This is a genomic window from Ruegeria sp. CDSB022, assembly GCF_059611145.1.
This window is the reverse complement of record NZ_JBXWOZ010000033.1, coordinates 1-4493: the sequence shown is the minus strand read 5'-3', so window position 1 is coordinate 4493 and position 4493 is coordinate 1. Positions and strand designations below refer to the sequence as shown.

At 62.5% G+C, this 4493-nt stretch carries 3 protein-coding genes; all 3 read left to right on the top strand.

The features are described 5' to 3' along the window. Positions 1–1095: glycine cleavage system aminomethyltransferase GcvT (gene gcvT, locus AC2FIZ_RS20585; RefSeq protein ID WP_271952840.1), on the top strand; the 1095-nt coding region annotated here is incomplete at its 5' end. An 18-nt stretch (positions 1096–1113) separates the two neighbouring features. Beyond that, complete coding sequence (gcvH, locus tag AC2FIZ_RS20580) at positions 1114–1479, top strand: glycine cleavage system protein GcvH (protein ID WP_281996153.1); 366 nt, start codon at positions 1114–1116, stop codon at positions 1477–1479. Between the two features lie 113 nt (positions 1480–1592). After that, positions 1593–4448, top strand: coding sequence for an aminomethyl-transferring glycine dehydrogenase (gene gcvP, locus AC2FIZ_RS20575; protein WP_281996152.1), 2856 nt, complete (start codon positions 1593–1595; stop codon positions 4446–4448). Positions 4449–4493 lie beyond the last annotated feature (45 nt).

The window sequence follows — 4493 nt, the reverse complement described above, 5'->3', positions numbered from 1 at the left end:
ATGACGGATATTAAGCGCACGCCTTTGCATGGTTTGCATGTTGAGTTGGGTGGGAAGTTGGTTGATTTTGCGGGCTGGGAGATGCCTGTTCAGTATCCCTTGGGGATTATGGGTGAGCATGCGCAGTGTCGTGAGAAGGCGGCGGTGTTTGATGTGTCTCATATGGGTCAGGTGATCCTGCGGGGTGAGGATGTTGGTGCCAAGCTTGAGGCTCTGTGCCCGCAGGCCTATGCGACATTGAAGCCTGGCAAGGCGCGGTATGGATTTTTCACCAATTCGGATGGCGGGATCATGGATGATCTGATCGTGTCGAATGCGGGGGATCACTTCTTTGTGGTGGTGAACGCGGCGCTGCGTCATCAGGATATTCCGCATATGCGCGACAATCTGGACGGGGTTGAGGTGATCGAGATCTTTGACCGCGCGCTTGTTGCGGTGCAGGGACCGAAGGCCGAGGATGTGGTGGGTGCGCTTTGCCCTGCGGCGCGGGATCTGAAGTTCATGGAAACTGTTGTTGCCGACATCCTGGGGGCCGAATGCCGGATCTCGCGTCTGGGCTATACCGGCGAGGACGGGTACGAGATCTCGATCCCCGAGGACCGCGCGATTGAAATCACCAAGGCCTTCCTGGCGCATGAGGATTGCGAGGCGGCGGGCCTGGGCGCGCGCGACAGCCTGCGGCTGGAGGCGGGGCTGTGCCTGTATGGCAATGACATCGACCAGGGCACCTCGCCGATCGAGGCCAGCCTGGGTTGGGCGATCCAGAAGCGCCGCAAGGAAGAGGGTGGGTTCCCGGGGGCCGATCGCATTCAAAAAGAACTGGCCGAGGGTCCCGCGCGCAAGCTGGTGGGCATCAAGCCGGAAGGCCGGGCACCGGCGCGTCAGGGCGTGGACATCCAGTGTGCGCAGGGCAATACAATCGGTCAGATCACCTCGGGCGGGTTTGGCCCGACGGTCGGTGGACCTGTGGCGATGGGCTATGTGGCGGCGGATCATGCCGAGCCGGGCACGGTGGTGAACCTGATCATCCGGGGCAAGCCGCAACCGGCACAGATTGTGGCCACCCCCTTTGTCACCCAGAATTACAAGCGTTGAAGTCAGGAGAGAGACAACATGGCAACCTATTATTCCGAAGAGCACGAATGGCTGACCGTCGAGGGTGACACCGCGACGCTGGGCATCACCAAACACGCGGCTGAACAGCTGGGCGACGTGGTGTTCGTGGAACAGCAGGAAGCAGGCGACGAGTTCGAGAAGGGCGGCGAGATTGGCGTGATCGAATCCGTCAAGGCGGCGTCCGAGCTTTATGCGCCGGTTGATGGCGAGATCGTCGAGGTCAACGAGGCGCTGGCCGACAATCCGGGCGCGCTGAACGACGACCCCGATGGCGAGGCCTGGATCTACAAGATCAAGATCACGGATGCGTCGCAGCTGGAAGATCTGATGGATGAGGCCGGCTACAAGGCCTTCATCGGGTAACTTCAATTCCGGGGCCCTGAAACCGGGCCCCGGGCTTCATCTTTTTCCAAATACTCCCGCCGGAGGCATCTGCCAGAGCGGCTGGGCGAGACATTCCTTGAGGAGCGCTACACATGGCCTTCAAACTCACCGATTACGAAGCCTATGACTTTGCCAACCGTCGCCATATCGGGCCCAGCCCGACCGAGATGCGCGACATGCTCAAGGTGATCGGCTTCACGACGCTGGATCAGCTGATTGACGCCACCGTCCCCCCTGCGATCCGGCAGAAGGAAGCGCTGGACTGGGGTCCGGCGATGACCGAGCGCGATGCGCTGTTCCACATGAAAGAGGTGGCGAGCAAGAACAAGGTTCTGACCTCGCTGATTGGTCAGGGCTATTACGGCACCACCACGCCTGCGCCGATCCTGCGCAATATCCTGGAAAACCCGGCCTGGTACACGGCGTACACGCCTTATCAGCCCGAGATCAGCCAGGGCCGGCTTGAGGCGCTGCTGAACTTCCAGACCATGGTCAGCGATCTGACCGGGCTGGACGTGGCCAACGCATCCCTGCTGGACGAAGCAACCGCTGCTGCCGAGGCGATGGCGATGGCCAAGCGCGGTGGCCGGTCCAAGGCCAATAACGCGGCTTTCTTCGTCGATAAAAACTGCCACCCGCAGACCATTGCGGTGATCAAAACCCGCGCCGAGCCTCTGGGCATCGACGTACAGGTGGCTGATCCGGATGCGATGGACGCGGGCGCGGTGTTTGGCGCGATCTTCCAGTATCCCGGCACGCATGGACATGTGCGCGACTTCACCGCCGAGATCGCGGCGCTGCATGAACATAAAGCCATCGCCATTGTCGCCGCCGACATCCTGTCGCTGGCACTGCTGAAATCCCCCGGCGAGATGGGCGCGGATATCGCCATCGGTTCGACCCAGCGCTTTGGCGTGCCGATGGGCTATGGCGGCCCGCACGCGGCCTATATGGCGACCACCGACAAGCTGAAGCGGTCGATGCCCGGCCGGATCATCGGCGTCAGCATCGACAGCCGGGGCAACAAGGCCTATCGCCTGGCGCTGCAGACCCGCGAACAGCATATCCGCCGCGAGAAGGCCAACTCGAATGTCTGCACCGCGCAGGCGCTGCTGGCCGTCATTGCGTCGATGTATGCGGTTTATCACGGCCCTGATGGCATCAAGGCCATTGCGCAATCGGTGCACCGCAAGACCTCGCGCCTGGCCGCCGGTCTGGAAGAGGCGGGCTTTGCCGTGGAACCGGAAGTGTTCTTTGACACCATCACGGTCGAGGTCGGCCATCTGCAGAATGTCGTGATGGAGGCCGCCGTGGCCCGCGGCGTCAACCTGCGCAAGGTCGGCGACAGCAAGGTCGGCATCAGCCTGGACGAACAGACCCGGCCCGAGACCATCGAGGCCGTCTGGGGTGCCTTCGGCATCGATCGGGCGGATGACAGCTCGAACAAGCAATACCGCCTGCCGGATTACGCGCTGCGTGAAAGCGAATATCTGACCCACGAGATCTTCCACAAGAACCGGGCCGAGGCCGAGATCACGCGCTATATGCGCCGTCTGGCCGACCGCGACCTGGCGTTGGACCGGGCGATGATCCCGCTGGGGTCGTGCACCATGAAGCTGAACGCCACGATCGAGATGATCCCGGTCACCTGGCCCGAGTTCGGCAATCTGCACCCGTTCTGCCCCGAAGATCAGGCACAGGGCTATCACGAGATGATTGCCGATCTGAACGACAAGCTGTGCCAGATCACCGGCTATGACGCGATCTCGCAGCAGCCCAACTCGGGCGCGCAGGGCGAGTACGCAGGCCTGCTGACCATCCGCAACTATCACGCCGCGCGGGGTGAGGCGCATCGCAATGTCTGCCTGATCCCCACTTCGGCCCATGGCACCAACCCGGCCTCGGCCCAGATGGTGGGCTATCAGGTGGTGCCGGTGCAAGCGGATGAGAAGGGCAACATTGATGTCGCCGATTTCCGCGCCAAGGCGGAAAAGCATTCCGACCATCTGGCCGCCTGCATGATTACCTACCCGTCGACCCATGGCGTGTTCGAGACCACCGTCCAGGAGGTCTGCCAGATCACCCATGATCACGGCGGTCAGGTCTATATCGACGGCGCCAACATGAACGCCATGGTCGGCCTGTCGCGCCCCGGTGATATCGGCGGCGATGTCAGCCACCTGAACCTGCACAAGACCTTCTGCATCCCGCATGGCGGTGGCGGCCCCGGTATGGGTCCGATCGGCGTCAAGGCGCATCTGGAGGAACACCTGCCCGGCCACCCGGAATACGGCACCGCCGTCGGTCCGGTCTCGGCGGCACCGTTTGGGTCTCCGTCGATCCTGCCGGTCAGCTGGGCCTATGTGCTGCTGATGGGCGGTGCGGGTCTGACCCAGGCCACGAAAGTGGCGATCCTGAACGCCAACTATATCGCGGCCCGGCTGCAGGACGCCTATCCGATCCTGTACACCTCGGAAACAGGCCGAGTGGCGCATGAATGTATCCTTGACACCCGTCCCCTGGATGAGGCGGCCCATGTCAGCGTCGACGATGTGGCCAAACGTCTGGTCGATTCCGGCTTCCACGCGCCGACCATGTCCTGGCCGGTGGCCGGAACCCTGATGGTCGAGCCCACCGAGTCGGAACCCAAGGACGAGCTGGATCGCTTCTGCGACGCCATGCTGTCCATCCGGGCCGAGGCGCAGGACATCATCGACGGCAAGATCGATGCGGAGAACAACCCGCTGAAAAACGCCCCCCATACGGTGCGCGATCTGGTCGGCGACTGGGACCGCCCATACACCCGCGAACAGGCCTGCTTCCCCCCGGGCTCCATGGGCGTCGACAAATACTGGTCCCCCGTAAACCGCGTCGACAACGCATACGGTGACCGAAACCTCATCTGCACATGCCCACCAATGGACGCTTACGAAGAAGCCGCAGAGTAAACAGACGACAACCAGATCAGCCCCCGCAATGGCCAGGGGCTGATC